This window comes from Mycobacterium sp. (assembly GCF_035623875.1).
Classification (GTDB): domain Bacteria; phylum Actinomycetota; class Actinomycetes; order Mycobacteriales; family Mycobacteriaceae; genus Mycobacterium.
Genome location: NZ_DASPSP010000138.1, coordinates 1 through 3,338 on the forward strand (window position 1 = coordinate 1; position 3,338 = coordinate 3,338).

Sequence of the window (3,338 nt, forward strand, 5' to 3'; positions counted from 1 at the left end):
GCCCTTCAAGTGCACATCCAACAGGGGCTCGAGCAGATCGGCGGTGAGGTCCTCGAACGGCGCGTCGCAGACGATGCCAGCATTGTTGATCACGATGTCCACTCGGCCCCAGGTGCGCAGCGCGGTGTCGATGATCGCCTGTCCGCCTTGTGGGCTGCTCACGCTGTTGGTGTCGGCGACGGCCTCACCGCCCTGCCGGCATATCTCCTCCGCGGCGGCGTTCGCAGCGCTGCTGTCCGAGCCCGTTCCGGTCACCGAACCGCCGGTGTCGTTGGCGACGACGCGCGCGCCGCGCGATGCCAGCAGCAGCGCGTACTGCCTGCCTAAGCCACCACCGGCACCGGTGACCACCGCAACCTGCTCGTCGAACCGCATGTCGTCGAGACTCACCATCTGACCGGCAGTTCTTTCATGCCGTAAATGTCAGCGTCTTTGAACTTCAGCTCATCCGGCGCTACCGCCAATTGCAGCCCGGGTAGCCGGCGTGCCAACGTGGCGAACGCGACTTGCATTTCGACTCGGGCCAAGTTGGCTCCGATGCATTGGTGTACGCCGTAGCCGAAACCCACGTGCCCACGGGTGTTTCGCTCGATGTCGAAAGTCTCCGGGTTCTCGGCGAATTCGCTGTCCCAGTTTCCGGCGGGCAGGTTCATCAACAGCTTGTCCCCGGCGCGGATCAACTGACCGCCGAGGGTGAGATCTTCGGTCGCCACCCGATCCACCTGGCCGTGCACGATGGTGAGATAACGCATGAGCTCCTCGACGATGTTTGCGATGACCGCGTGATCGTCGGTCTGGCCCAGTCGCGTGAAGATGTCGGGATGCTCAAGCAGCGCAACGGTTCCCAACGAAATCATGTTGGCCGTCGTCTCGTGGCCGGCGACCAGCATGGTCATCCCCGACAGGGCCGCGGTTTCGCGGTTGAGCTGGCCGGTCGCCACCTGCTCGGTGACCAGTCGGCTGATCAGGTCGTCGCCGGGGTCGCGTTCCTTGCGCAGCACCAACTCTTCGATGTAGCCGTACATCGAAGTAAAGGCCTGCGTCTTTTCCTCATCGGTGGACTTGGTATCCAGGCCAACTCCGGTGTACTGCTGGAAGGCGGCCAGGTCTTCGGACGGCACGCCAAGCAGCAGTGCGATCACCAATGACGGCACCGGCAGCGCGAATTCGCGGACTAGGTCAGCCGGCGCGCCGCCGTCGATCATCTCGCCGAGAAATGTGTCAACAAGTTCCTGAATCTGTGGCCGCATCGCTTCGCAACGCCTGAAGGTGAAGTCACTGGTCATCATGCGTCGCAACCGATGGTGCTCGGGGTCGTCCGTCCGAGCGAACATGATCGCCGTGGTGTCGCCGCTCTGCGGTTTCAGGGTGTCGGGAAGCGTATCCGCGGACAACCGCGGATCGACCAGTGCGGCTCGGATGTCTTGATAGCGGCTGACCACCCACACCGGCTCGCCGTGGTAGATCGCGCGTTGCAGCCCGGGCTGGTCTCGCCAGCTCGCGAATTCGGGCGGCGGTGCGAGCGGGCAGTGCGCAGCCCGCTGGGCTGGTATGACTGGAAGCCCCGTCTCGGGGCACAAGTCGGAAGTTGTTGCCGTCATGGGCCTTTCCCTATAATTGTCAGCTGGCTGCCAATTACCCGAGCGTAGGACCCGGCTGATTGGCAGTCAACTGTCAGTTACGCTGTCGCTATGACTGCGGTTTCCGATCGCCCGTTGCGAGCCGATGCGGCCCGCAACGCCGAGCGGATCCTGCGGGCCGCGCGGGACGTCTACGACGAGCTGGGCCCCGAGGCGTCGATCGAGGCGATCGCCCGCCGCGCAGGCGTGGGGGAGCGAACGCTCTATCGCAGGTTTCCGACCAAGGCCGACCTGATCCGGGCTGCGCTGGATCAATGCATCGCCGAGGACCTCACGCCGACGATCGAGGCCGTCCGGCGCGCCGATGACCCGCTCCGCGGTCTCGCCCAGCTGATTGACGCGGCGATATCGCTGGGCGCCCGCCAACACAACCTTCTGACCGCGGCACGCAGGGCCGGCTCGCTGACCCCCGACATCTCGACCGAGCTGTATGAGGCGCTCAGCGAGCTTGCCCGACGGGGCCAGCAGGCCGGCGTCGTCCGCGCCGACCTGGTCGCCGACGACCTGCCGCGTCTGATCGCGATGCTGCACAGCGTGCTGTGGACGATGGATTCGGACAGTGACGGCTGGCGTCGCTACGTCGCCCTGATGCTCGACGCGATATCGACCGACGTACGGCGGCCGCTGCCCCGGGCCGCCGCCCTTCGTTTTGCACCACTATCTGGTGGCTGGCCCATGGACGGGGGCGCACCGGGTCGATCTGAGACCCTGTAATGCCATGAGCGAAATCAACGGCCTGCCGGCCCACGTGTTATTTGTCCACTTCATCGTGGTCCTGGTTCCATTGACCGCTCTGCTGGTGATCCTGTGCGCGCTGTGGCCGGCAGCACGGCGCGGTTTGGTGTGGCCCACGGTGATACTCGCCGCCGTCATAGCTGCGCTGACGCCCATCACGATCAACGCGGGTGAATGGCTGATCGACCTGAAGGGCAACCCGACCCCGATATTGAGCGAACACGCCGCCCGAGGCGAATGGATGTCGTACTTCTCGGCCGCGTTGCTCGTCGTCGCGATCGCGATCCTTGTTCTGCATGTGCGCGAACGTCGACAGGACACGCGCAGAGTGCTCACCCGGACAGTTGTCGCGATTGCCGCTCTTGCCGTGGGCATCTCGTCGATGATTCAGGTCTACCGAGTCGGTGATGCCGGCTCCCAGTCGGTGTGGGGTGGCCAGATAGCCAGGCTGAAGAAGGCCAACGGAACGTAATGGTCGAGCCTGCAACCTCCTAGCGTCCTTACCACCGCCGAATACGTCGCCGGTGCGTGTCGTGTGCCGTGACCACACGAGCCGCAATCCGCGTCATGCAGGGGCTTGGGTCCCCAGCCCGTCACGAGGTCGGTCGTTATCCGATCGTGACTATTCCGTGATTTGCCCGTAAGCTGCTTGCCGTGGGGCGACACCGATTAGCCAGTGATCGGCGGAAATCACCTGTCGTCTCGGCTGTAGTCGCCGCTCCGGCCGCCGTTTTCTTTGCCCTCGGCGGGAGTGCCCATCAACTCCGCCCCGTCAGTAGCGCCGATTCGGTTGCTGACGCCCCGCCGTGCCGCGTGCAGGTCACCGCGGCCGCGCCGACCACATCGTCGTGGGCTTTGTCTGGCGTGAGCTCCGGTCCGGGCGAGATGGCGTCGGCATCACGGGCATCACGATGGCGAGTGGTTCCAAAATACGTCCCGCAGCTGTTGCCCGTGGGGGTCGCT

At 64.8% G+C, this 3,338-nt stretch carries 5 protein-coding genes; 2 read left to right on the plus strand and 3 right to left on the minus strand.

Annotated features, from left to right (window positions below):
- Together VEI45_RS11260 and VEI45_RS11265 are read right to left on the minus strand one after the other, a co-directional pair.
- Window positions 1-393, minus strand: a 393-nt coding sequence (locus VEI45_RS11260; RefSeq protein ID WP_324853120.1) for an SDR family NAD(P)-dependent oxidoreductase, incomplete at its 3' end; no start/stop codon positions are given.
- A complete protein-coding gene (locus tag VEI45_RS11265) occupies window positions 387-1,601 on the minus strand; it encodes a cytochrome P450 (RefSeq protein WP_324853122.1) in 1,215 nt (404 codons plus the stop codon). The genes VEI45_RS11260 and VEI45_RS11265, both read right to left, overlap by 7 nt.
- A 90-nt stretch (window positions 1,602-1,691) precedes the next feature.
- Here VEI45_RS11265 and VEI45_RS11270 point away from each other — a divergent pair, with 90 nt between their 5' ends.
- Window positions 1,692-2,354, plus strand: a complete 663-nt coding sequence (locus tag VEI45_RS11270) for a helix-turn-helix domain-containing protein (protein WP_324853123.1) — start codon at window positions 1,692-1,694, stop codon at window positions 2,352-2,354.
- Window positions 2,355-2,358: 4 nt separating this feature from the next.
- Window positions 2,359-2,847 (plus strand): DUF2231 domain-containing protein, encoded by a 489-nt coding sequence (locus tag VEI45_RS11275; RefSeq protein ID WP_324853125.1) that lies wholly within the window; start codon window positions 2,359-2,361, stop codon window positions 2,845-2,847.
- Between the two features lie 286 nt (window positions 2,848-3,133).
- On the opposite strand, the gene VEI45_RS11280 is transcribed toward VEI45_RS11275, so the two are convergent.
- Window positions 3,134-3,338: hypothetical protein (locus VEI45_RS11280; protein ID WP_324853127.1), on the minus strand; the 205-nt coding region annotated here is incomplete at its 5' end.